Genomic DNA, 23,385 nt, shown 5'->3' on the forward strand with positions numbered 1-23,385 from the left:
GCTTTAGAACGAAACTGGGGGGCCGGGCAGCATTTCCGGCCCCTTTTAAAATAGGCAAAATTTCAACCATAGAAACCAGCCGGAACATCCAAATAAAGAAAGGGGCATACGCTACCCATGAGTGCACAACGATACAAATGCATCGTGCAATACGACGGAACGGGATATGTGGGCTATCAGGTCCAGCACAACGGCAACAGCGTCCAGACCGAAATCGAAAAGGCGCTGAAGAAAATGTCGAATGGGCAACTCATTCCGATCCATGCATCCGGCCGGACCGACTCGGGCGTCCACGCGCTCGGCCAGGTCATCCATTTCGACTATCCGGTCGCGATCAAGCCGGATCATCTGTTGCGGGCATTGAACAGTCTGTTGCCCGATGACGTCCTGATCAAATCCGTGGAGTTCGCAGCGGAAGATTTCCACTCGCGTTACCATGCATTGGGCAAAAAATACATTTACCGGGTCGATCTCGATCGCTTCCCGAACCCCTTCAAGCGGCTTTACACGACGCACCATCCTTACCGCTTCAATATGGAAAATCTGGAGCAGGCCATCAGGAAACTCGAAGGCGAACACGACTTCACCAGCTTCTGTTCGACCAAAACGGACAAAACCGATCTGGTGCGGACCGTCTACGAAGCCAGCGTCAGGAAGGACGAGGAGAACAACGAGCTGATCTTCACCTTCAGGGGCAATGGCTTTCTCTACAATATGATCCGCATTTTCGTCGGGACGCTGCTGCAGATCGCTGACGGCCTGAAAAAGGTTGAGGAAATCGACCGCCTCCTGGAAGCGAAGGACAGGCGCCAAGCCGGCCCGACCGCGCCTCCCCAAGGTCTGTATCTTGTGGAAGTATACTATGATGAAGAAAAATTGAGGAACGGACAGGAGTGAAAGGGATGTTTGAAAAGGAAAGAGCGGAAATCGACGCCATCGACCAGGAATTGGTGAAGCTGTTCGAACGCCGGATGGATGCCGTAACGGAAATCGCGCGGATCAAAAAAGAGCATCGGTTGCCGATCCTGGACCAATCCAGGGAGGACCGGGTGCTGGAGAAGGTGCGCAGGCTGACCGAGAACAAAGACTATGAGGACAGCATGGAAGACCTCTTCCGTTCCTTGATGACGATCACGAAGGCCTTCGAAACCAAACAGAACCAGGAATAGAAATGCTGAAAAAGCGGCTGCGGAAAAGATTTCGTCTTTTCCGCAGCCGCTTTTTGCGCTGAGGCAATGCATGTCGGCATCAGCTCCGGCCAAAGGGGCGCTCACCGAAGAAGACGCCCTGTGATCTGCATCAGCTCCGATGAGGCACTGTCCGCCGGAGCTGGAGACCCCCCTAATCAGTCCGAACTCCGGAGAAGCCGTCGTTCACCGGAGTTCGGCACCAGAAAACAGAGCCCCCGACGAATGAAGCTCGCCGGGGGGAACATATTTTGTTTTATCAGGCCTCGGTAGCGACCGCAGCCTTCGCGAATGCCTGGCGCAGATCGGCGATCAGGTCATCCGGATCTTCGATTCCCGTCGAGATGCGCAGCAGATCATCCGTCAGGCCATAGGATTCGCGGACATCAACCGGGATATCGGCGTGGGTTTGGGTGGTCGGGTAGGTGATCAGGCTCTCGACGCCGCCCAGGCTTTCGGCGAAAGTGAAGATGTTCAGTGCATCCAGGACAGCAGGGATGTAGGCTTTGTCATGCAGCGTGAAGCTGAGCATGCCGCCTTTGCCCGGATAGTGGACCGATTTGACCAGCGGCTCGGCTTCGAGATAGGTGACGATTGCTTGTGCATTCGTCTGATGCTGCTTCATGCGCAACGGCAGTGTCTTCAATCCGCGGACCAAAAGCCAACAGTCGAAGGCGTCCAAAGTGCCGCCTGCCGTGTTCAGCTGGAAAGCCAGTTGTTCGCCGAGCGCTGCGTCGTTCGTCACGACGGCACCCGCCAACAGGTCGTTGTGGCCGCCCAGGTACTTGGTGGCGCTGTGGACAACGATATCGGCGCCCAAATCCAGCGGGCGCTGCAAAAGAGGGGTGTAGAAGGTATTATCCACAATCACCAGCAGACCGTGTTTTTTCGCAGTCTCAGCCACAGCCGCGATATCCGTTTCTTTCATCAGCGGATTCGTCGGCGTTTCGATGTAGACAGCGGCCGTATTGTCCCGGATGGCAGCCGCGATGTCGATTGGGTCATCGACATAGGTGAAGGAATAGAAGCCTTTTTTCTCCATATCCTGGAAATAACGGAAGCTGCCGCCGTAAAGATCCCGGGAGGCGACAAAATGGCTGTTGGCCGGGAAAATGCTGAAGGCGAGCTGGATTGCGCTCATGCCGGAGCTTGTCGCGAACCCTTGCACGCCGTTCTCAAGCACTGCCAAGCCCTCCTGAAGGATATCCCTTGTCGGATTGGCGGTGCGGGTATAGTCGTAGCCGGTCGACTGGCCCAAGCCGGGATGTCCATAGGCTGTGGACAAATAGATCGGCGCGCTGACGGCCCCGGTGTGCGGATCTTTTCTGTTGCCCAATTGCGCAAGATAGCTTTGAATGTTGATATTGTCCATCATCGATTCCCCTTTATACGAAATGACATGCACTGCGGCATTATCATCTGTTTTTCATTTCAAGTTAATGTTATTGCCATGTTAGCATGGAGGATTGGAGTGGTCAATATCATTATGTATTTTTTGTCAGTAAAGATGCGACAAATAATCGATCAAGCGTGAACGGGATAACTTATCGGTGCTACTGGTCAAAGCCGGAAACTCGCGTATAATGGAAGTATCAGAACGAGTGAAGGAGAGTGGAAAAATGGTAACGTTCATCAAAGAACTGAAACGCATCCCACGCGGAGATGTGCCGGATTTTGTGGCCGCCGCGATGCCCCAATTCTATGAAGCGATCGCCTGCCCAAATGATGTGGTCCTGTCCGTGCAAGCCAGCATGGCGCATTATTCGACCCCAAAAAAGAATGTGGCAGCGGAAGAATATGAAGCTTTTGAAGTGACGCTGACGAAGAAAGGCGATTTCGTTGCGGTGGAAGATATCGTGAAGGATCCGGAAATCATTGCCGCATTCAAACCGTACAAAACTTCCGGAAAAGGCGCTTATCCGTTTGTGCCGGTCGAGGTCATCGAGCAATTATATTTATATCTGAAAAAATGATCAGGAAAGCCTTCGCTGCCGCAGCCGACGCGGCAGCGAAGGTTTTTTCCGTGCTCCGGCATTTGAAATATTTCTTCCGGAGCGATTGACATTTCTTTTGGGATATTGTATTATGTAAGACGGTATTGTTTGCCCCACGATGAGCCCCGGAAACTCAATTGGATCAAACAGACAGAGAAGAATATGGAGGAAACAAACGTGCGTACAACATACATGGCTAAAGCAAGCGAAATGGACCGTAAATGGTTCGTAATCGACGCAACTGATATCCCATTGGGACGTCTTTCAACTACGGTTGCAACAATCTTACGCGGTAAAAACAAACCAACTTTCACACCTCACGTAGATACAGGTGATTTCGTGATCGTCATCAATGCAGACAAAGTTCAATTAACAGGTAAAAAAGCAACTGACAAAATCTATTCCCGTCACTCAGGTTATCCAGGTGGGCTAAAACAGATTACAGCTGGCGAATTACGTGCTAAAAACTCAAGAAAATTGGTTGAATTGTCCGTTAAAGGCATGCTTCCTAAAAACTCTTTGGGCGCTAAACAATTCACTAAATTACACGTATACGGTGAAGCAGTTCACCCGCACGCTGCACAACAACCAGAAGTTTTAGACATCACTAACCTAATTTAAGGAGGGAAATTCATTGGCACAAGCACAATACATCGGCACTGGTCGCCGTAAAAACTCAACTGCTCGCGTACGTTTAGTACCAGGAACAGGAAAAATCGTTTTCAACAAAAAAGACATGGAAGACTACATCCCATTCGCTTACCTATATGAAGTAATCAAACAACCTTTGAACCTTACAGGTACTCTAGGAAGCTACGATATCTTCGTTAACGTAAACGGCGGCGGATTCACTGGTCAAGCTGGTGCAGCTCGTCACGGCATCTCACGCGCATTATTGCAAGTGGATCCTGACTTCCGCGCACCATTGAAAGCAGCTGGCTTGCTGACTCGTGACCCACGTATGGTTGAGCGTAAGAAACCAGGTCTTAAGAAAGCTCGTAAAGCTTCACAATTCTCTAAACGTTAATATCGTTGGTATTTCAACGTTTTCAAAGACACTTTCCTTTATTGGAAGGTGTCTTTTTTTGTTCGTGAATGAAAACGTGAATGAAAGGGCTAAAAATTGACTTGTTTTGCAAACTTTTCAGCGGTGTTTTCCCGGGCTTTCTGAGTCATATGCCCGTAGATGTCCATCGTAGTTTGAATATTTGAGTGGCCTAACCGTTCCTGTACCTCTTTCATATTTGCGCCACCTTCAATCAAAATAGAGGCATGTGTATGGCGAAAGCCGTGTATTGAAATCTTTTTTAACTGAGGATTCAGATTAAGGACCTTTTCGACAACGGTATCAGGATACTTCATGTATAGGGGTTCATTGAATCCATATTTAGAGAAACGATTAAATACTGGCTGAGTGCTTTTTGAATGATTGATTCCAAGCTGCAACAGTTCCTGCGCTTGAAAATTTTTCCATTTTTTCAAGATTGATACTGTTCCATCATCAAGGGATAGTGTTCTGACTGATTTTTTTGTTTTTGCTTCACTCAGCTCTTGTTTTCCGTTTAGATAAGTCATGTTTCGCTTCACGCTCAATGTCTTTTGTTCAAAATCAATATCGGACCAGTTGAGAGCGATTGCTTCACCCTTTCTTAAACCGGCGAAAGCCAAAACCCTAAAGAGAGCCACTTCTTTGAGCCCGAAATTTTTCGTTAGCGTATCGAAAAAGGTTTGAAGCTCATTGGTATCATAAAAGTTATGCGCAACCTCCCCCAATAGCTCTGCCTTGGATACGTTTTTTCTAGGCATTTGAACATAACGCATGGGACTGTCTGAGGTATATTTCAAGCGAACAGCATGGTCAAGAACTCTTTGAACGCATGACTTCAACACCTTGAAATTCGTATAGTGGGTACTCCAATCATTTACGACTTGTTGACAGTAGCCTAATGAAATGGAATCAATCGGCTTGGCACCGAATGCGGGGAGAACGTATTTTTCAAATTGTTGCATAGTCCTGTCTAAAGTGACAGGACGAACTGTGTTCTGGTATCCAATTTTCCATTCTTCGAATACTTCTAAGAAAGTAACTGTTGTCTTCTTCGAATATGTTCCCTTCGATAATTCCAACTTTAACTTTGCGAGTTCAAATTCAGCATCAGCTTCAGTATCGAATCCTCTTCTAGTAATGATATCTCTTTTCCCCGTAGTTGGGTCTATTCCGTTGTAGTGCGAAAACCAGTACGTTGTTCTTCCTGTTTTTTTTTCGAGGTAAACTTTTATTTTTGTCATAATTATGACCCCTTTTCTAGTGTAATAGAAATTCGACCACGCTGTTGGTGAATTCGATTATCTTAGATAAAAGGTTTCAAAAATATAACACTTATTTTTGATTTCATGTGTTCGAGTACGAATTTTGCTCATTCACTGACAGAACGTCTATTAAAAGTAGCCCTCCTTTCGAAGATAGTATACAACATCGGCACACGGCTGACATACTTCCTTGCTTTTTCAGGCATGATTTTTTAGAAGCAGATAGCCATAGAAATTGTATTTAATGATTTCAAAAGATGTAAGGATTCGAAATTGAAGAGAATAAGGTTTCCTGAAACGTTTACATATAGCTTTGGATTCCGTTATACTGTAAACAAAATATTAGTTTCATGAATCGCAATTTAGCACCATCCTGGTGTTTGATAGATTAACTTCGCAAAAGGCAGTTTTTCAAAGTTTTTTCAACTACACGGAAGGAGTATTAGCAGATGAATAATGTAGAACGGATGCACGAGAAAAGCACAGAACGTAATCGAGTGTTGGTACTTCAGAGCCAATCCCTTGAAAATGAAGTGCAGACAGCGAGACGGCGCTTGAAAGAAGCCGACAAATATTTAATCGAAGCGACAGCACAGCAAAGGCAGGAACAGACTATCGAGAGTGAAGAACGAATGAACATGCGCTTCCAGCAATTTCAAATTGCACGCATAATACTGAAATTGACGCAGGAAAAGATGGAATTGTTCGAAAAGACTATAGCATTGTTCCTTTAAGAAAATACGGGAAAGGGGATGGAAGCATGTTGATTCACCTGGATAAACATCTGAATGTATTCATCAATTACAACGAGAAATACTGGTTGGAGAACAATATGACCAAAGCGATAGTGAATACCCTAGAATTGCTGGACACTTCAAACCAATTGGAATTGATTGCGAAGCTAGTGAAAAATCCGGCCATCACTCAACTGGACAAAACCCAACATCGTTGCCGTTTTGCCTTGCAGAGCAAACCGCGAGGACTGGACATAGAGGCCGTACCATCAGAAAACCGTATTTTATTGGGATTAAGCCCGACTGGTGGCGTTTGGAATGAAAAACTGCTGGATATCCGGAAATTGAAGTTGAACCCTACCGAAGCAGTTCAGGAAATCTATACAACACTTTTTTCTGATGTGACATCCGTAAAAGAGATGGAGCAGGGCAAATTTGATAAAATCTATCTGAACTTTGCCCAAGCTGAATACGATACCCTGTTGTGGTTGGATGCTAATCATGGGTCCATACCTGATGGCTGGATTCTGATAGAAAAGGACGGGCAACCGGTCTACTGCATCATCATTGAAAATAAGCTTTATGACCTGAATCCGTATCAATTGCGGAATCATCGTCAGAAGTCCCTTGAGTATAATGCAGCAACTACAATCACCCAATCTTTTTCAACGGTGTATGACCTGTTCCTCAGAAAACAAAATAATTTGGATGTAAAAGGCCAAACGACGCTTATTCCCCATCTGCTTGAATATATGACCATAATGGGCTATGAACCCGTTCATCGTTTCTATCTAAATGATGTACTGACAATTCGGAATGCGGATTCGGAAGAAGAACGAAAGTTCTATAAAGAGTTGCTCTACCAAAAATTCTTCAATTTTTTTCAGAATTACTGCGAAGAAAATGGTTACGACTTCAATCGGAAAAAACGACGCATGAACATTACTGGAATATCAGAGTTCAATTTCGTTTTCGAATTCGATGTAGAAAACGCCCAAATTATCATAAGTTCGGAAATAGGTAATCAAAATGCCTTTGTGAGTCAAAAAATTCTAGCTCAATTACAAAAAGCTGATAGCGATTTCGCACAACAAGTTCAGAACGACTATCCGAAAAGTACATTCGAACGTTTCATACGAATGAAAAGCAGCAGGGCGTTTCTGTATTTTCCCATCGCGGAATACGCCCATCTCAATGCCTATATCGATTCCATCAAGGGGATGTCCATTAGTGATGGAAAGATTCCCAAGGATGAATGTCTCAAATTCTTGACTACCCAACATGTCCACCCGGATGAACATGCATTTGCTGCTCTGAAGCGTTATCAGTTTCAACACTGGCATAAATTGGAGTATCTTCGTATTCTTGATAGGCTGGAACTAGACATATATCTCGATGAGCCTAACCATGCCAGGCTGAAAAGGGACCTGACAATGCTTATAGAACAACACATCATTGGGCTCAAAAGATTCAAAAAAGAGCTATCTTTATAAACTGACATGTTTGTTTATCGGAGTATTATGTTCATATGATACTTAATCCTAGCTTGCTCGAACGCGCTAGATTGAATAAGATGGCATAATCCTGCGTTGTCCTTTCTAGAATAGGAAAAACAACAAAGGGGACATGCCTTATGAACGATTTCGGAATGATGATTGAAAGCTATATGAAGGAAATGGAAGCTAGGATTACGGAAAGGGTATTTCAACAAATGGAGAACAATGCGAGTGAAAAGGCGGGGAAAATGTGGATGACCAAAACAGAATTGGCTAGCTACCTGGGGATATGTTTCAAAACTCTCGATAAATTTATGAAAGAGCATCCTAACTTCCCATCAATGAATTTTTCAGGAGCTATCCGATTCAATGCCTGTCAAGTTGATGAATGGCTTGAAATTCATAATCAGGTAGTTAAAATGAGGGGGAAGAAACGGGCCTCATGATTTGGTTGAAATAAAAAAATGAATTCAGACAGTCTGTTTCCGAATACGGAAACAGGCTTCTTTTGATTCTTTCTGAAGAGTGGATTTCGTTCCGCCCACGATGCAACCAATATTTTTCAGAATTGTAAAGCTGATTCTGTTAAGGAGAACGAAACTGCAAATCAACAAATCCATTTTCATTGCGTAATGTTGCGGGAATATTTGATTAGTAAAAGATTGTTGCTGTTTCTGAATATGATACAATTAAGAAATAATCAAGTTATAAAAAAAGTCATTATTGGCTTGGAAAACACTTGAACATTAACTTTAGACAAAGCGGAGGTAAAAAATAATGGATACCCACCGTATAAAATATTATGGCCCCGGCGATATGACCTACAACATGTACCTACATGAATCGGAGCAGTATATGGAGGCCTTCAATTACGACAGGAGCACTCGCAAGTTAATTGATGTTATTGAGATGCACAATGTACTCAAATATTTGTCCGCAGCTGATATCGTAATCAACGATAAGGTGGATTCATTCAAAAAGGTGGCAAAGAGGATAATTGGCTCCTATGTGTCGCGAAAAGACTTGGATGCATTGAGTGCGGAGTATGAAGAGCTATACATCCTCTACAAAGAAGATTTCTGGGAAATCTTCGTCGATTACCAACTCATCAAAAAGACAACAGTCCCACAATTCCAGGATTTCATCGAAAAGAATAACGTTTTTATTGTTGTTCTGTTGCAACAAAAAGCCATTTGCGATAAGTACCGAGTGCCGTTAAAGGTACTCTTGCTGAAAGAACCGAAGTGTTTTGAGTTGTTTCTGAGCAAGTATGATTCTGCCGGAGAGCGAGATTATGAATTCCCACCGAACTTTTCGAACGAGGAGATAAACGATTGGGCGAGAAGATACTGCGAATGGGAGGATGCAAACCCTAATTATTTGCTGCAACTGTCACTCTGGAGTTCCCATCATGAAAAAAAAATAGATGACCGGATTATCCTCAAAGCAAAACGAGCTAGAGAAAAGCAAATGAACAAATATTTTGATAAAAGTAGCGGGTTCTCTTGGGGCCTAGAAGTTGAGTTCAAGCCAGACATTCCCACAGGATTCCGATTTGAGGCTAAAAGCGAGACGGATTTCAAGGTTAGTTTTGATAAGAATTGGTTGATTGAAGAAAGAGATTATCCTACATTATTGAACAATTTTACCTATCATTTTGGATTCTTCGATTTGATGGGAAGATTTTCCTTGATTGGCTCTCAAAATGCTACCGGGTCCCTGTCAGATATTATGCAGCCCCAAGCGAAACATGGCTATCGAGTGTCTCTAGACTTCAAAATAAAAAGAACATACTTCTCAATGTTATATCAAGCATATTTTGATTATTTGGCATATGAAGGGTATGACCTTGAAGAAATATACGCTTTCTGTTACAACGAATTATTCCAGAGTGAATATAATATCCAAGGATTTTCTTGTAATCCCACTCCTAAAGAGAACGGGTTCTACGACAGATGTAAGGCACTCATTCCAGAAATGGACAGCATCTTGAAGCAGTTTGACTTTTTTCAGCGCTATGGTGAAATTGATGATGATTTGTTTGAAATGCAATCGAAGACTACTGGATATCGCGAGATAAAATCATTGCAGGATAAGAAGTATGTCTACTTCAACTCGGAGGATACGTTGGGACTGTGTAGATTGTTGTTCGATAACCAATCAAGGCTTTCGTTTCCAGAGAAGAAAAAGGGCGAAAGTTCATTTTACTACTATGTCCAAAAAGGGATTGCGGTGGCTGATTTTTATGAAAGCCAGCAGTGGATTATCTCAGAACATTTAAAAGACAATGACATTATCGGCTATGATGTGGCAAATCGTATTTATTTCAGAGACCCAGTCCTTATCCGGATGTATAAAGCAATTTGGGAGTCCGGTTATTGTTCGTTGTTCGATTTCTCTGATGACTTTTTGACGAAGGTCCAACAAGAAGTGGAAAAAGGAAATCTTAGATATGGAGACACGCTTTTTTCTGAACAGGAGAGTGATTACATCTCTTTTATCATGGATGACAAAAAGTTCAGCAACACGTTGGCAATCCGAAATAAATATACACATGGTAGCTTCTCGAAACGTTCGGGCCATGAGCATAAGGGGCACTATCTGGAGCTGATGATGATTATGTTGTTGTACACTGTCAGAATCAACGGTGAATTGGATTATCAAGATAGGAAAAAGCAGAAACAGAATTCTGAACCACAAGTGTAGAAGAACCTATACTCCCCAAAAAAAGATTCGGTAGAGTGATATCAACTTTTAAAGCACAAAAATCGCTAGGGCATGAACTTGAAATGACCGTTATCCCTTATGGAGATGACGGTTTTTTCTTGCTCCGATAAGAAAATGATGAAACGGGACCAATCATTCCCTTCCGCAGCAAGGTTTGTCATTTGTCAGACCGTATCAAACGCTCATATAGAATAACTGTAAGAAAAGGCACATAGGATACCCCAAAACCATTTGGAGGTAATTCTATGAAAATGAACATGGAACAAGAAATCACAAAATTGAAAGGTAAGCAACTGCATCTGAGAGGAAGGCATCTAGCCTCGGAACTGGTTCGGATACAAGCGGTCGAGGGAAAAAATAAGACGCTGGGGTATGGACTTTTGTATAAGGCAGTGGAAGGCTCAAAAAAGGTCGTTCAAAATGATGTTCCGTCCTTAAGGAAAGCTGATAAACCCAATGACAACACGGATTTAGGTGTGGTACCACTAAATGCATTTGGAGCGAAGGAAGACGAGTGGTACTTGCATGATGACTCTAGTATTATTGTTGCGGTTTCTGATGTATTTGATTTGAGTGTTTGCAAGGGCTATACTGAAAATCTCTTTCGAACGATACCGCTTGTGATTGGGTTTGATACTGAGTGGGTGGTCGTTTGATGCTGCTTCAATGGATGATATTACCGTTTCTGTATACGAGAATACTCTCTTACACGTTAAAGCTAAGGCTGAGGCTGATGACCTCGTGAAAGATAAATTCTTCATCAGAAATGATTGGAATGAATCTTCTGTGCAAGCGAAACGGAGAGTTTTGAGTTATCAGTTTTCGTGTGTTGTTTACGATGAAGCTCAAAGTCACTTCTGTCACTACGACTACATTGTGCTGTGTGAATCCGATACTCCGTTGTCCTATGCACGGCTTATCAATGGGTTTTTATCGCTTTTGAAAGTCGAGATGCCACAGTTCAAAAAGCATCTAAGACAGTACAAGTCGTTTGAGAATCCGAATAATTTGTCTATTTCCAGCAAAGCCTATACGAAGGCAAAAGATAAACATGAGCGTTCGTATCCGTACAACAAAATCGTCCTTGTTAGCCATTTCAATGGCGTTGACTTGACCAATTTTTACAACAACAAGAAAATGATGGACCAATTGTCTTGCATGAATAAGCTCAGCTTTTTTAATGGGAGGGCATTCAATTCCGATAACTACCATGACAAACTACGAGGGATACGCACGGCTACGCTGATTAGGGATACGATGCTGTTATCTTCCAACAATTCGAGTTTACAATCGTTAGGTGAAAATATCGGGATTGAGAAGTTGGACTGCAGCGATTATGTCGACCGTATGGATAAACTGCTCCAAGATGATATCAGTCGGTATGTTGAATGTGGTTTATCCGACAGTGTCATCTCGCTAATATGGACGTTGACTTTCAATGAAAACAACCTGAACCAAAAAGACATCTATTCAACTGTTGGGAGTGCCGCAGCGCATCGAATCCGTGAGTCTATCAAAGCCAAGAACAGGTGGACCACAGACAAAGAGTTCAATGAAAACTATCTATCCATATTCGATGTAGGTAATTATTATCAGGGCAGAAATCAGCAAATTTCCGATAAAAGAAGCCTGATTGAGCAGGACGCGATAAGCAGTTTTTTTGGCGGACGGAATGAGTGCTTTTCCCACGGCATCTTTACTGCTGAATCCGGAAAGGAATTTCTGGATATCGACCTCAGAAGTGCGTATCCTATCGCTATGTGCATCTGTTCTAATATGAATTGGAATAATCCTATTGACTGCTCGTACAACCGGGATAATACGGACAATGGCAAATTGCGGAGTGAGATGTTTAAATTCGATGACTTGGGTTTTGGCTTGGTTGATTTCGAGTTTCCAAAAGAATTGGCCTATCCGTGCATTCCGGTGAAGTCAACAACCTTTAACGGACTTGTGTTCCCGCGCAAAGGGTCAACCTATGCCAATATTTCTGAAATAAAGCTGGCTTTGGATATGGGTGCTTCTGTAACAGTCAGTGAAGGTGGAAGAGTGGTTGTCCTGAGCACAAAGGATGAAAACGATATGTTTGATGCTGTTAAGGAATTTATCAAAACTCGTAAGCTATATGAAAAAAAATACGGAAAGAAGAGTGGACAGGCGCTTTTGCAAAAACTATATGCTAATAGTGCGTTCGGCAAACTGGGGCAGGGAATAAATGGCAAGCGATACCAAAATTTATGTAATAATACGACGGAAATGGCGCAATACTCTGTTATCACAATGCCTGCATATGCTGCTGCCATTACCGCCTTGGTCAGATGCTTGGTTTCATTTTGTATGCATTGTTGCGAAAAAGCGGATTTGAAAATTCACAGTGTCACAACGGACGGTTTCATTGTGGCGGGGGAAAGAGAATCAGTGCTTCGGATGCTGAATGAATCAGTCAAGGAAAAATTCCCTTTTATTTTCGAAGCCTTAGAACAAGCCTTTTCTAATTCAGATACAGCTTTTGAAGTGAAGCATGAATTCAAAACGTTCTTTAATTCGAGGACCCGTGCAAATGTGTCAGTTGGTGAAGGCGAAGGTATTATGGCAAAGGGGTCATATAGAGGGAATGACGTGTTCCGCAATCTGTCTGAAGATGCGAAGCATCACTTTTTCTTTGAAGCACTCGTGACTAGGACGGGCAAAATACGCGACGAGCGCGTGTCGCTCCCATCTTACAAAGATGTGGTGAAGCACAATAAGGTCTTTATGAATGAAATGAAGGTCGCAAATTTGAGTTTCGACTTTGATTTCAAAAGGATGATTGATATGCCAACCATACAGACCAATCAAACGGTGTTAAATGGAAAGTTATTCTCGTATGATTCCTTTTTCACGCTGCCTTTGGAAACCGTGGAGGAGTATGAAAGTCTGCATAAATACAGGGATTCTTATGCTGGCTGCGTCAATAATAGGTCCGAATACGCCAACATCCATCAGAAATATAGGCATCTTTCAACCGGAACAGAGACAAGATACAATCCTAAAATGAATTCTCAGAATGAGCAACATTTGGATTATGTGTGCAAAGAGTTGTTAAAGATGGTGCGCCAAGGGATGTTGACAGATAAACTGGCTAGTCTAAACAGCAAAGACCTGTATGACCTGTTTATGACCAACTGCGAATGGGATATCTCTTATGAAGCGTTTAACAACGCATTCAAAAAGGGAAAAGGGCGCAAAGTAATGCTAGATGGGGAAACGCCGTTGTTCTCTGTAATCAAACAGAGTTTGTTGGGGGCAAGCTAAATCAGGATAGTTTGGGAATGCATCAAAGAAGGGCTAAACGGCTCTTCTTTTTTTGTACACAACGATATCGAATAATCATTGGTATCTGAATGGCGACAGGGACTTTGATTATATTGCTAAAATTAAATCGGAAGGGTAAAATATACGTATGTACGTATGCGGACCGAGGAGGCGTTTAACATTCGGAAAAAATTCACCACTACACTGGACCAACAAGTAATTAGAGACCTAAAACTGCTAGCGATACAGGAGCAAACAGACGCTAATAAAATCATCGAACGCCTGATTCAAGAATATTTGAAAAAACAAGAAGAAAAGCAGCAATGACCTCCGTTGCCTTGCTTTGTTATCAAAATCAACCATCACAAACTTAAAGGGGCTATCGCAACATGAATGAAACAAAGAGGCATCAACTGACCAACGCCAATATCCAAGAAAAATCCGCCTTACTATGGAACATCGCGGACACTATCCGCGGACTTTACAAGCCCCACGAATATGGAGAGGTTATCCTCCCGTTCACCGTCATCAAACGATTCCACGATACTCTGTTGCCGACCAGGCAAGCCGTGCTAGATGAACTGGAAAAACGTAAGAATATTTCCATGAAGGACAGCTTTTTGCGCCGCGCGTCCGGCTACGTTTTCTACAACACCAGCCCGTATACGTTCGACATGCTGTTGGCTGACTCCGAAAAAATTGAAGAGAATTTCCGTGCCTATTTGAGCGGCTTTTCCGAAAACGTGCAGGATGTATTGTCCAACTTCGATGTGGATGTGCACGTTACTAAATTAGCCAAGAATGGCAAACTATTCCAGGTCATCCAAGAATTCAACAAGCAAACAGGATACTTGGGTGCCGATAAAATCAGCAGCACTGACATGGGGTATATCTTCGAAGACTTGGTCAAGCGCTTCTCTGAGAGCTACAACGAAGACGCTGGGGCGCATTTCACGAGCAGGGACATCATCTATTTGATGACGGACATCCTGATTGCAGAAGACAAGGAAATTTTGGAAGCAGAGGGCGTATCCAAAACGGTCTATGACCAAACCATGGGAACGTCGCAGATGCTCTCTGCCATGCAGGAGCGCCTGACCTTGTTGGACGCAGATGCCGAGGTTATTACATTCGGCCAAGAACTTAATCCTAAGACGTACGCCATCGCGAAGGCTGACACAATCATCAAAGGCGGCAATCCGGACAACATGCGTTTGGGAAACACTCTGACGGAAGATTATTTTAAAGGGTATGAATTCGATTATGCCATTTCAAATCCGCCTTTTGGCATCGACTGGAAATCCGACTACAAAGCAGTGGAAGCGGAGCACAAGAAAGGGAATCAAGGCCGCTTCGGTGTTGGATTGCCGAAGAAGAGCGATGGACAACTGTTGTTCCTACTGAACGGTATCAGTAAACTGAAGGATACCGGCCGCATGGGCATCATCCACAATGGTTCGGCCTTGTTCAGCGGAGCAGCGGGCAGCGGTGAAAGCGAAATCCGTCGCTACGTCATCGAGAACGATTGGCTGGATGCGATTATCCAATTGCCGAACGATGTTTTCTATAACACGGGCATTTCCACCTATGTTTGGATTATCGACAAGAGCAAACAACCGCACCGCCAAGGCCAAGTGCAGTTAATTGACGCGTCTAACATGTATGAGAAGCGCCGTAAGGCAATCGGGAGTAAACGTGTGGACATCTCTGAAGAATGCCGAGAACTGATTGTGACGGCATATGGCGAGTTCCTGAACAAAGAATACAAACTGGATGATAGAACCGTCGAATCCAAGGTTTTCGACAATCTCGACTTTGGCTTCAACAAAGTGACCATCGAAAGCCCATTGAAAGACGAAGCGGGGAATTTGGTCCTGAAAAACAAGAAAGTCCAGCCGGATGTGTCCTTACGCGACACCGAGGACGTCCCCTTGACGGAGGACATAGATGCGTATTTCGAACGCGAAATCAAGCCGTTTAATCCGGATGCATGGATTGATAAGAACAAAACCAAAGTCGCCTACGAAATTCCGTTCACGCGCCTATTCTACAAGTACGTGGCGCCGGAGAGTACCGATGTGATTGCGGAACGCATCAAGGTATTGGAAGAAGAAATCGTGAAGAGCTTCGAAATGCTAAGCGGGAAGGATGTGGAAGTGGATGGTTAGAGCGATGAAGGATTCTGGAGTGGAATGGATTGGAGAGATTCCGGAACATTGGGATATAAAGAAAATTAAATATCTTTTGAAAGAAAGAAACGAAAAAAACACACCTATCAAAACACGAGACATTCTTTCGCTGAGCGCGGCTAATGGAGTAGTTCCTTATGGCGAAAAAACAGGTGGAGGAAACAAGGCAAAAGACGATGTGAGTCTTTATAAAATAGCGCACCCAAAAGATATTGTAATGAATAGCATGAACATAATAGCAGGTTCTGTCGCATTATCTCAATATCATGGATGTGTAAGCCCTGTTTATTACATGTTCTATTCGGATGACAAAGATTCTGACATAAACTATTTCAGTAACATCTTTCAGTCAAAAGAATTCCAGAGAAGTTTGATGGGGCTAGGAAATGGAATTTTAATTAAACATTCAGAAAAGAGTGATAAGTTAAATACTATCAGATTACGAATTCCGTCGGAGAAGATGAAAAATACATTGCTTCCTGTTCCACCTTTAAAAGAACAACGAAAAATAGCTGCGATGCTCGATGAAAAAAACGCTCACATCGACAGCATCATCTCAAAGACGAAGGAATCAATCGAAGCATTCAAAACCTATAAACAGGCGCTCATCACGGAAACCGTCACTAAAGGACTGAACCCGGATGTAAAGATGAAGGACAGCGGGATTGAATGGATTGGGGAGATTCCCGAGCATTGGGAAATTACCAAAATAAAAAATATCGTTAAAATCGTAAATGGGAAAGATAATGTCGTGAAGGACGGCGAGATACCTGTGTACGGCTCAAGTGCTACTCCTTTCGGGTTTACCGATAAGATTATGCACGATAAAGAAACTGTATTATTGGGAAGAAAGGGTACGATTGATAAACCGCAATTTATTAAAGAGCCGTTCTGGGCTGTTGATACGGTTTTTTACACCATTCCTAAAAGGAATACATACTTGAAGTTCTTCTTCTATTGCATGAGCGGTTTCGATTATAAAAAATATACATATGGAAGCGCGATTCCAAGCATGTCTCAAGGAATATTAAATGAAATAAAACTACCTTATCCAATTTTAAAAGAGCAACAACAAATCGCTGATTTCCTGGACGAAAAAACAGCCCATATCGACTCTCTTATTGCCAACAAGGAGAAGATGGTTCAGGAGTTAGAAGCCTACAAGAAAGCCATGATTTACGAATACGTAACCGGGAAAAAGGAGGTGGAATAGATGGCCATAACGGAAGACAATGAAAAACGCTTCGAGGAAGATATCGAAAGGTACCTGCTGACCAACGGCGGCTATACCAAAGGCACACAAGAAGCCTATGACCGAGAGAAAGCCATTTCCGTCTCAACGCTAATTGCGTATTTGGAAGAAACGCAAGCAAATGAATGGCGTAAATATCAAAGCGTCTATCCAAACAAAACAGCGGAGCAGTTGGTCAAACGTTTGAATGAACAAATCAGCACGAACGGTTTGTTGCACGTATTGCGGCACGGCATCGTGGATAGAGGGGTGCGGCTGAAGGTCGCCTCTTTCCGTCCGGAAACGTCCCTGAATGCGACTGTGGTGCGCGACTATCACGCGAATAAACTGGAAGTGACGCGCCAATTCCATTATTCGACAGACAACAATAATTCGATTGATATGGTCCTCTCCCTGAACGGCATTCCGATTGTCGCCTTGGAGCTGAAGAACCAAATCAAGGGGCAAACCGTCGATAACGCGAAGAAGCAATTCATGTATGACCGTGACAAACGGGAAACCTGTTTCCAATTCAACAAACGCTTCCTGGTCTACTTCGCCGTCGATTTATACGAAGCCTGGATGACTACCAAACTGGACGGGAAAAACACCTTCTTCCTGCCGTTTAACATGGGTTCGAATGGGGCCGGGGAAGTCGGCGGGAAGGGTAATCCGGTCAATCCGGCTGGATACGCCACGTCGTATTTGTGGGAGCAGGTGCTTCAAAAAGATAACCTGATGGACATCCTGCAACGCTTCATCAATGTCGATGGTACGGGAGCAAAAGCAAAACTGATTTTCCCGCGTTACCACCAATGGGATGCCGTGACGAAGCTGATTGCGGCTGTGAAACAGGCCGGCAGTGGGGAAAATTATCTCATCCAGCATAGTGCCGGGTCCGGAAAGAGTAATTCCATCGCTTGGCTCGCTTATCGTCTCTCGAGTCTGCATGATGCGCTGAATCAGTCCATTTTCACTTCCGTCATTGTGGTAACGGACAGAAAAGTGTTGGACCAGCAACTACAGGAAACCATTTCCAGTTTTGACCACACGCTCGGCGTAGTCGAAACGATTGGACCAGATAAAAACTCGAAAGACTTGCGGGATGCCATCAACGATGGGAAGAAAATCATTATCACGACCCTTCAAAAATTTCCGGTAATCTATACAGAAGTGGAACGCACTGCCGGTCGGCGTTTTGCGGTCATAGTGGATGAGGCCCACACCTCCCAGACGGGCAACAGCGCCCAGAAACTCAAAACCGCCTTGGCGGATACGACGGATGCGTTGCAGGAATATGCGGAACGCGAAGCCCTTGCGGAAGATGCTGTGCCGGATGGACAAGATTTATTGGTGAACGAGTTGCTGAATCACGGACAGCATAAGAACCTCAGCTTCTTTGCCTTTACGGCCACTCCGAAAGAAAAGACGTTGGAAATGTTTGGTAAAGCGCAACCGGATGGCAGCTACCGACCATTCCACGTGTACAGCATGCGTCAAGCGATTGAAGAAGGATTCATTCTGGACGTGCTGAAGAACTACATGACCTACGAAACGTCCTATCGGATTGCCAAATCGACGGAAGACAACCCTGAGATTCCGACCACGAAAGCCGTAAAAGCGATTCGACGCTATGAATCCCTGCATCCACACAACCTGCAGCAAAAGACGATTATTATGGTGGAGCAGTTCCGGGACATCACACGGAATAAAATCGGAGGAAAAGCCAAAGCGATGGTCGTGACGGCTTCCCGGTTACATGCGGTCCGCTATTACCATGAGTTCAAACGCTACATCGAATCAAAAGGGTATACGGACCTGGATATTCTGGTCGCTTTCTCCGGCGTAGTCAAAGATGGCGAGATTGATTATCGGGAAACCTCGATGAACATGACCAAAGATGGTCGTCCCATCAAAGAAAGTCAGCTCAAGAGCGAATTTCATACGGATGATTTCAATATGCTGATTGTCGCCGAGAAGTACCAAACGGGCTTCGACGAGCCGTTGCTGCACACGATGTTCATCGACAAGAAGCTGCAGGGCGTCAAAGCCGTCCAAACGCTTTCGCGGGTCAACCGCATGCATCCGGGCAAAGATGACACCTTTATCTTGGATTTTGTCAACAAAGCGGAAGATATCCAAGCCTCGTTCGAGCCGTACTTCGAGGTGACGGAGTTGGATGAAGCCATCGACGTCAACATGATTTACGATACGCAGCAACGCATCCGGAATTTCAAATTGTACAATGACGCGGATGTCGAAAAATTCATCCAAATCTATTACAAGAATGGGAAGCAAACGACTGCGGATATGGGCCGGATGACCAGCTTGCTGAAGCCGGTGCTGGAGCGATATAACGATTTATCCGACGAAGAAAAGTACCAATTCCGGGTGAGCATCCGCAACTTCAACAAGTGGTATGCCTACATCATCCAAATCACGCGGCTGTTCGATAAAGTATTGCACAAGGAGTACGTATTCACATCCTATCTGAACAAGTTCATCCCGAGTGATAATCTTCCGGCCCTCGACATCGAAGACAAGCTGAAGCTGGAATATTATCGACTGGAGCAAACCTTCAAAGGGGACATCACCTTGAATCCCAATGCCGTCGAGACGGTTTTGGAAAATCCAAAAACGACGGAAGTGGCGGTCAAACCAGACGAGGAAACGGCATTGTTGGACGAAATTATCCGCAACATCAACGAGCTGTTCCACGGCAAGGTGAGTGAAGTGGATAAGGTGTTGATTGGGGAATTTACGGAAGCGGCGACTAACGGCGACAAAAAGTTGGAAATGTCTGCGAAAAGCAATGATTTCAAAATTTTTGCCCGCAACATCTTCCCAGTCTTTTTCGAAGAAACGGCAATGAAGAAGTACGACGAATCAGTAGAATCTTTCGACCAGTCTATGAAAGCCTACCAAAGGCTCTGGGATGAACCGGAGCGGTATCACGCGGTCATGGAGTCAGTTGCAAAAGTCGCGTACAAAGTATTGCGGAGCCGTTAAATGTTTGTTCAATGCGATGGCGCATTATAGATGACAAAACGGATGCGACGAGGAGTTTTTGAGCATACTGAAAAACGAATTGGAGCGAATAGACATATTGGATGACCCGAGCATGATTCGTTATCAATGAATGTAAGAAAAGAATCGAGTGCCAAGTCCTTCCTAGTACCCTAAAACAACAACTGGTGTTGAGTTGATGTGTTTCTGGCAAACGGAATTTTGTGTGGGAAAAATGAATTGTATTCCTGTTGCTATTCGTAGAATTGTAACTGGTACGCTAGCGCATATATGAGTGTGAATGAGGTCAATCAATCAGGAGAGCACATTTTCTTCGCATCGAGGAGAAAATGTGCTTTTTCATCTTTGGACATCATTGAGCGGCCAAGTTACTTTTCTCGCGGCTGCCTACCGTATTTCCGGGTGTTTTGGTCTCAGTTACTATATGGCAAAGACATTGAAACCATCTAAACGTTCAGGAAAGCCGGATACCCGCTGGAACCTATGGTGGATACTGTCTTGTCGTTCGCATTGGGTTGGTCGTTGGCATTTATAACGGAACCTACCTTGATTGTCGCGCTGGACATGTTGGCCCTGTTCTTCATCTATCGCGTTTGGCGGGAGATTGTCTGGTTCAACGAACAAGAAAGCAAGAAGGACGACGTTATCGTTCACGAATAACAGCCAAAGGCGCTTCTACGCATCGTAGAGGGGCTTTTTTGTTTGCGCTTGGGCCCTTTGGCTGGGCGATGCGTTAAGTTGCACGTCACTTGCATTTCTGGCTATTTCAACACATTACGCATCCAAGAACCGACAGACACCAACAGTCCCGTACACCCGTTTAAGTTGCAATTCTGATGCCCACGACCAGGACAAAAAGCCCGCGCGCAAAAAAAACTTTTCAATATGTGTATATGGATAAATGCCGAAATTTCGTCGAAATATTGATGTGGACAAGTAACTGAAAACGAACTTGAGTGGTTATTGATTTGATTGCCATCCAAGCAAACGGTATAATAGAAGTAAGCCAGTCAACCGAACTGGTCGCTTCTCAATGAAAGAAAGCTTCTTGGTTTCTGTCTTTAAATTGATAATGTTACTTTCGAAATTCAGCAGCATGGTGAAAGCAATTGCTGCATACAATATATTGAACCGCAAAAGAAAACAGGAAACTTCTTCAGGGGAGTTAAGTAAGAAAGGAGGAATGTCTTTGTATAAATATACATCAGAAGCACTACTAAAGAAATTTATGGACAGAGGCGAAATCATGTTTTACTTGCTTATGGGCAGCATCAACGCAATGTTTATTCTGACCGAAGTATTTCGTTGGATTCAAATTACTTTTTATGGTGTGGCAAATAAGGCCGTTTGGTCATTCACGTTGTACCATCTGTCATTTTTCGTTGTTTGCATAGCCCTGTACGTCTGGGGCAACTCGTTTTCAACCCTAGCGGATGACCCTGTTGCAGGCATCGTTCGAGGACTTCGAAAGCAAACGACAAGTGAGTTCGGTAGATTTGTCGGCAAATCGATGAAGTTTTTATCGCCAGTTGTTGACAACTATTTTTCCAAACGAGTCACCACTGCGATTTTATTCGCAGCAACAACTGTAGTGAAGAAGATTTACGCTTACATTAGTATCAGATTTTAATCGTTTCACCCAAAGCGTTCGTTTACGGTTCAACGAACGCTTTCATTCTGCCCAAAAACAGAAATTGGTCAGCGTTCCGGTCTACGTACGGCTCTTCCTCCTACCAAAAAGAACATACGTTTGGTATGATGGACAAAAGAATGCTCGTTCGAAAGGAGGCATCAGCATGTTATTCGAGAAAACCTTCTCCTCACAAAAGAGGATTGATGTGCCCTTATTGCTGAAGAAACGCAAAGCGCAGGAGTCGGCTTTTTTGGCGGAGGACATCCGGATTTTGAACCGAAAAGGCGAGGTCTGGTGGTTCATGGCCGCAAATGGAGATTGTTTCTTCATGGCGAACCTATGCACGCCGCCTTATCGCCTGTATTTGTTCCGGGTGGAGTTGGGCGATTTGCTGACGGTAGCTGATATCGTACACGCGGTTGAGACCGGCGAGCTGAAAAATTCGGTATGGAAACCAGCGGGTGCATGAAGGGCCATGAAAAGCCGTAAAAGTAACATTTGTCGGAAATGGAGCGGGTAGGAATATTAGATGACCCGAGCAAGATTCGTTTTCAAAACGAATACGATAACCACCGCGTACCGAGTGCGCCTATCTTTCTCAACGACTTCGACTGTGGGTGGGCAGATGTTTTGCTGAAAATCGGTATTCAGTATAGGGAAAATAAGCAGTAGGTTTATTGATACTCCTGGGACAATGTTTAGTGCGCGTGCGCAGATTCATGTATTCAGGGGGGCCATCAACAGAAGAAAGCACCTGTTCTTCTTTGCGAGGAGGAAGGGTGTTATTTCGCATACTGCCAACTCTATACAGATGGATATTTTGTCCGGTATCAAAAAATGCGAGAGAAGAGAAGTAAGTACAGCAGACATTGGCATGTCAGAGCATAAAGTTTAGGTGACTTTCACCAAAAGCGACGAAACGCCAGCAAAGCCTCTTTTCGGTGAAATTTGAAATGGGTGTGTTTCTAAATTCAACAAGATGGCATATGAATTGCATATCATTAGGAAGGTTTGTTATAATGACGATAGGTTAAAAAATAGCTGTGTTTCCAAAGTTCACCAGTTATTTTTTTGTGTTATTTTTTGAGATGAGATGGGCTCTGCGTCAACAGGGCCCTCTTCATGTAAGTCATTGAAACTACTGGCTTGAATTGGAATGAACCCGCGACTCCCCGAGTAGTTCAGCGGTTTTTTTTGTGTCTTAATTGTAGTAGCTACAGTTATCACCACAACTTGGAAACCAAAAGAATAACGATGCAGATTGAGAGGCATACTATAAAGAAGCGGGATGGTGAACAATCAACATGGATGACCAAAAGAGCGTACCTTCATATGCCACAAGTGCGATAAGGAAGCGCCCCCGGAGTAGAGCAGAATGGGAAGCCTTGCGCCATCTTGAAATTTTGCAGGGATTTCCAACTGGGAACGTTGGTAACAGGGTTTGGAAAGACGCAAATGACCACTCCGAAGGTTTTTACGAACTGGATGCAAACGGAATTGAAATTGCCTGGTTTCCGACTCCGGGGTTTGAGAATCGAGAAGGATGCTAAGAAGCGGCATTTA

19 protein-coding genes are annotated in these 23,385 nt (G+C 44.1%); 17 read left to right on the top strand and 2 right to left on the bottom strand.

Features of this window, described 5'->3' with window-relative positions:
* Positions 1–117: 117 nt before the first annotated feature.
* Both truA and BMX58_RS10740 read left to right on the top strand, forming a co-directional pair.
* Positions 118–897 (top strand): tRNA pseudouridine(38-40) synthase TruA, encoded by a 780-nt coding sequence (gene truA, locus BMX58_RS10735; RefSeq protein WP_068623070.1) that lies wholly within the window; start codon positions 118–120, stop codon positions 895–897.
* Between the two features lie 5 nt (positions 898–902).
* Positions 903–1,169, top strand: a complete 267-nt coding sequence (locus BMX58_RS10740; protein ID WP_068623069.1) for a chorismate mutase — start codon at positions 903–905, stop codon at positions 1,167–1,169.
* A 277-nt stretch (positions 1,170–1,446) separates the two neighbouring features.
* On the opposite strand, the gene BMX58_RS10745 is transcribed toward BMX58_RS10740, so the two are convergent.
* Positions 1,447–2,562, bottom strand: coding sequence for a PLP-dependent transferase (locus BMX58_RS10745; RefSeq protein WP_093088845.1), 1,116 nt, complete (start codon positions 2,560–2,562; stop codon positions 1,447–1,449).
* Positions 2,563–2,806: 244 nt separating this feature from the next.
* On the opposite strand from BMX58_RS10745, the gene BMX58_RS10750 reads away from it, so the two are divergent.
* The 3 genes from BMX58_RS10750 to rpsI all read left to right on the top strand — a co-directional run bounded on the left by BMX58_RS10750 (position 2,807) and on the right by rpsI (position 4,208).
* Positions 2,807–3,160: a hypothetical protein gene (locus tag BMX58_RS10750; protein ID WP_068623067.1), complete on the top strand. Its 354-nt coding sequence runs from the start codon at positions 2,807–2,809 to the stop codon at positions 3,158–3,160.
* A 198-nt stretch (positions 3,161–3,358) separates the two neighbouring features.
* On the top strand, positions 3,359–3,802 hold the full coding sequence (gene rplM / locus BMX58_RS10755; protein ID WP_068623182.1) for a 50S ribosomal protein L13: 444 nt from the start codon (positions 3,359–3,361) through the stop codon (positions 3,800–3,802).
* 13 nt (positions 3,803–3,815) lie between these two features.
* Positions 3,816–4,208 carry a 30S ribosomal protein S9 gene (gene rpsI / locus BMX58_RS10760; RefSeq protein WP_068623066.1) on the top strand — a complete coding sequence of 131 codons (393 nt, stop codon included), beginning with the start codon at positions 3,816–3,818 and terminating at the stop codon, positions 4,206–4,208.
* An 89-nt stretch (positions 4,209–4,297) separates the two neighbouring features.
* On the opposite strand, the gene BMX58_RS10765 is transcribed toward rpsI, so the two are convergent.
* Positions 4,298–5,470: a site-specific integrase gene (locus BMX58_RS10765; RefSeq protein WP_068623065.1), complete on the bottom strand. Its 1,173-nt coding sequence runs from the start codon at positions 5,468–5,470 to the stop codon at positions 4,298–4,300.
* Between the two features lie 470 nt (positions 5,471–5,940).
* Here BMX58_RS10765 and BMX58_RS10770 point away from each other — a divergent pair, with 470 nt between their 5' ends.
* From BMX58_RS10770 to BMX58_RS10820, 12 genes are all read left to right on the top strand, one after another.
* Positions 5,941–6,225: a hypothetical protein gene (locus tag BMX58_RS10770; RefSeq protein ID WP_068623064.1), complete on the top strand. Its 285-nt coding sequence runs from the start codon at positions 5,941–5,943 to the stop codon at positions 6,223–6,225.
* Positions 6,226–6,323: 98 nt separating this feature from the next.
* Positions 6,324–7,718, top strand: a complete 1,395-nt coding sequence (locus BMX58_RS10775; protein ID WP_131814081.1) for a hypothetical protein — start codon at positions 6,324–6,326, stop codon at positions 7,716–7,718.
* A gap of 140 nt (positions 7,719–7,858) precedes the next feature.
* Positions 7,859–8,167: a MerR family transcriptional regulator gene (locus BMX58_RS10780; RefSeq protein ID WP_068623062.1), complete on the top strand. Its 309-nt coding sequence runs from the start codon at positions 7,859–7,861 to the stop codon at positions 8,165–8,167.
* A gap of 331 nt (positions 8,168–8,498) precedes the next feature.
* On the top strand, positions 8,499–10,427 hold the full coding sequence (locus BMX58_RS10785; RefSeq protein WP_068623061.1) for a hypothetical protein: 1,929 nt from the start codon (positions 8,499–8,501) through the stop codon (positions 10,425–10,427).
* 266 nt (positions 10,428–10,693) lie between these two features.
* Entirely contained in the window at positions 10,694–11,104 is a 411-nt protein-coding gene (locus BMX58_RS10790) for a hypothetical protein (RefSeq protein ID WP_068623060.1), read from the top strand.
* Positions 11,105–11,114: 10 nt separating this feature from the next.
* Positions 11,115–13,742: a hypothetical protein gene (locus BMX58_RS10795; RefSeq protein ID WP_068623059.1), complete on the top strand. Its 2,628-nt coding sequence runs from the start codon at positions 11,115–11,117 to the stop codon at positions 13,740–13,742.
* 389 nt (positions 13,743–14,131) lie between these two features.
* Positions 14,132–15,910 (top strand): type I restriction-modification system subunit M, encoded by a 1,779-nt coding sequence (locus tag BMX58_RS10800; protein WP_068623058.1) that lies wholly within the window; start codon positions 14,132–14,134, stop codon positions 15,908–15,910.
* Positions 15,903–17,144: a restriction endonuclease subunit S gene (locus BMX58_RS10805; protein ID WP_068623057.1), complete on the top strand. Its 1,242-nt coding sequence runs from the start codon at positions 15,903–15,905 to the stop codon at positions 17,142–17,144. The genes BMX58_RS10800 and BMX58_RS10805 overlap by 8 nt, the downstream gene beginning before the upstream one ends.
* The gene (locus tag BMX58_RS10810; RefSeq protein ID WP_068623056.1) at positions 17,145–20,171 is read left to right on the top strand and encodes a type I restriction endonuclease subunit R; all 3,027 of its coding nucleotides are present in this window, start codon (positions 17,145–17,147) and stop codon (positions 20,169–20,171) included.
* Between the two features lie 501 nt (positions 20,172–20,672).
* Positions 20,673–20,849: a hypothetical protein gene (locus tag BMX58_RS14700; RefSeq protein ID WP_165605755.1), complete on the top strand. Its 177-nt coding sequence runs from the start codon at positions 20,673–20,675 to the stop codon at positions 20,847–20,849.
* A gap of 373 nt (positions 20,850–21,222) precedes the next feature.
* On the top strand, positions 21,223–21,819 hold the full coding sequence (locus BMX58_RS10815; RefSeq protein ID WP_068623055.1) for a hypothetical protein: 597 nt from the start codon (positions 21,223–21,225) through the stop codon (positions 21,817–21,819).
* 166 nt (positions 21,820–21,985) lie between these two features.
* Positions 21,986–22,291 carry a hypothetical protein gene (locus BMX58_RS10820; RefSeq protein ID WP_068623054.1) on the top strand — a complete coding sequence of 102 codons (306 nt, stop codon included), beginning with the start codon at positions 21,986–21,988 and terminating at the stop codon, positions 22,289–22,291.
* Positions 22,292–23,385: the final 1,094 nt, after the last annotated feature.

Source organism: Trichococcus ilyis (genome assembly GCF_900109135.1).
GTDB lineage: Bacteria > Bacillota > Bacilli > Lactobacillales > Aerococcaceae > Trichococcus > Trichococcus ilyis.

Excerpts from the sequence above, each read along its gene's own strand:
- BMX58_RS10765 (WP_068623065.1), bottom strand. The coding sequence starts at position 5,470 with ATGACAAAAATAAAAGTTTACCTCGAAAAAAAAACAGGAAGAACAACG.
- BMX58_RS10785 (WP_068623061.1), top strand. The coding sequence starts at position 8,499 with ATGGATACCCACCGTATAAAATATTATGGCCCCGGCGATATGACCTAC.
- BMX58_RS10770 (WP_068623064.1), top strand. The coding sequence starts at position 5,941 with ATGAATAATGTAGAACGGATGCACGAGAAAAGCACAGAACGTAATCGA.
- BMX58_RS10740 (WP_068623069.1), top strand. The coding sequence starts at position 903 with ATGTTTGAAAAGGAAAGAGCGGAAATCGACGCCATCGACCAGGAATTG.
- BMX58_RS10815 (WP_068623055.1), top strand. The coding sequence starts at position 21,223 with ATGAAAGAAAGCTTCTTGGTTTCTGTCTTTAAATTGATAATGTTACTT.
- BMX58_RS10820 (WP_068623054.1), top strand. The coding sequence starts at position 21,986 with ATGTTATTCGAGAAAACCTTCTCCTCACAAAAGAGGATTGATGTGCCC.
- truA (WP_068623070.1), top strand. The coding sequence starts at position 118 with ATGAGTGCACAACGATACAAATGCATCGTGCAATACGACGGAACGGGA.
- BMX58_RS14700 (WP_165605755.1), top strand. The coding sequence starts at position 20,673 with ATGGTGGATACTGTCTTGTCGTTCGCATTGGGTTGGTCGTTGGCATTT.
- BMX58_RS10750 (WP_068623067.1), top strand. The coding sequence starts at position 2,807 with ATGGTAACGTTCATCAAAGAACTGAAACGCATCCCACGCGGAGATGTG.
- BMX58_RS10805 (WP_068623057.1), top strand. The coding sequence starts at position 15,903 with ATGGTTAGAGCGATGAAGGATTCTGGAGTGGAATGGATTGGAGAGATT.
- BMX58_RS10775 (WP_131814081.1), top strand. The coding sequence starts at position 6,324 with ATGACCAAAGCGATAGTGAATACCCTAGAATTGCTGGACACTTCAAAC.
- BMX58_RS10745 (WP_093088845.1), bottom strand. The coding sequence starts at position 2,562 with ATGATGGACAATATCAACATTCAAAGCTATCTTGCGCAATTGGGCAAC.
- BMX58_RS10800 (WP_068623058.1), top strand. The coding sequence starts at position 14,132 with ATGAATGAAACAAAGAGGCATCAACTGACCAACGCCAATATCCAAGAA.
- BMX58_RS10810 (WP_068623056.1), top strand. The coding sequence starts at position 17,145 with ATGGCCATAACGGAAGACAATGAAAAACGCTTCGAGGAAGATATCGAA.
- BMX58_RS10780 (WP_068623062.1), top strand. The coding sequence starts at position 7,859 with ATGAACGATTTCGGAATGATGATTGAAAGCTATATGAAGGAAATGGAA.
- BMX58_RS10795 (WP_068623059.1), top strand. The coding sequence starts at position 11,115 with ATGGATGATATTACCGTTTCTGTATACGAGAATACTCTCTTACACGTT.
- BMX58_RS10790 (WP_068623060.1), top strand. The coding sequence starts at position 10,694 with ATGAAAATGAACATGGAACAAGAAATCACAAAATTGAAAGGTAAGCAA.